Below are 1,238 nucleotides of genomic sequence, written 5' to 3' on the forward strand. Positions count from 1 at the left end.
CCCGTGCCTATGGCTGGCAGGCCGCGACGGTCGAGCGCACCGAAGACTTCGAGCCGGCCTTTGCCGCCGCGCTTCAAGCGGGCCGGCCCAACCTGCTGCACCTGAAGCTGGACACCGATGTCAGCCACAGCCGTGGAACGTTGACCAGCATTCGCGAGGCTGCGCTAGCGCGGCAAAGTGCCGCTGATTGAGGTTTCGTTGGGGGCGGTGGCTGTGGCCGTCCGACGACCGAAATAGACTGCGCGCCGCCCTCCCGGCGCCTGCAGCCGCCGGTGCGGGAATCAACCTGATTGCTGCGAACTTTGTTCAGGGACCACTTTTTCCATGCGTTCTTCCAAACTTCTCCTGACGGCCGTCGTGGCCACTGCATTCCTTGCCGGCTGCGCGGGCACGAATTTCAAGCGGCCCGATGCCCAGGCCTTTCAGTTGGGCAAGTCGACGACCGCGGACATCACGCGCGTCATGGGTGCGCCGGGCCAGACCGGCGAGGCGATGAAGAACAATGAAAAGGTGAAGTCTTCGCGCTACGCCTACGCCGAAGGTACAGGCAGCGGCCGCTACCCTGGTGTCACGCCGGCGCGCGCAATGGTATTTACGACCTTCAATGACGTGCTGGTCGGGCAAGAGTTCATCAGCTCGTTCCCGGACGACGCGACGGAGTTCGACGACTCCAAGGTGCCCGGCATCGTCAAGGGCAAGACCACCCGCACCGAAGTGATTGCTCTGCTCGGCAAGCCGAATGGCGAAGCGATTTATCCGCTGATCAAGAGCAAGGATCAGAACGCCATGGTGTACAGCTACACCCACGTGAAGGGCAGCGTCTTCAACATGAAGCTCTACAGCAAGAGCCTCGTGGTTTCGCTGGATTCGGCGAACGTCGTGTCGGACGTGGAATTCGCCTCGACTGGCGAGAAGTAAACCGCCATCACTCGCCGCAGCCGTTCACGCGGCCCGTGCGAGTTTCCCAAGGGAAGGGCTGACCAGCAGCCGAAACAACAAGGGGCCCTTCGTGGGCCCCTTGTCTTTATCGATTGGTTCCTACTGGCCCGGCGCCTGCTTCGCGCGGCTGCCCACCAGCAGCACCACGCCAGCCAGCACCACAGCCACGGCGGCCCATTCGAAGCCGGTCACCGATTCACCGGCGATCGCCACGCCCAGCAGCATCGCGATCACCGGGTTGACGAAGGCGTAGCTGGAGGCCAGCCCCGCCGAGGCTTGTGCCAGCAGCACCATGTAGG

Annotated in this window: 2 protein-coding genes and 1 pseudogene; 2 read left to right on the top strand and 1 reads right to left on the bottom strand. The window is 63.4% G+C overall.

Going from position 1 to position 1,238, the window contains the following annotated elements; translation table 11 throughout:
* A pseudogene (locus tag AC1DYI_RS36135) lies at positions 1-191 on the top strand (thiamine pyrophosphate-binding protein); the annotation flags it as partial.
* A gap of 133 nt (positions 192-324) precedes the next feature.
* Entirely contained in the window at positions 325-918 is a 594-nt protein-coding gene (locus tag AC1DYI_RS36140; protein WP_477208902.1) for a hypothetical protein, read from the top strand.
* Between the two features lie 120 nt (positions 919-1,038).
* On the opposite strand, the gene AC1DYI_RS36145 is transcribed toward AC1DYI_RS36140, so the two are convergent.
* The coding region (locus AC1DYI_RS36145; RefSeq protein WP_477208903.1) for an EamA family transporter at positions 1,039-1,238 on the bottom strand (200 nt) is incomplete at its 5' end.

It is taken from the genome of Ideonella sp. P3_A4 (assembly GCF_056403075.1).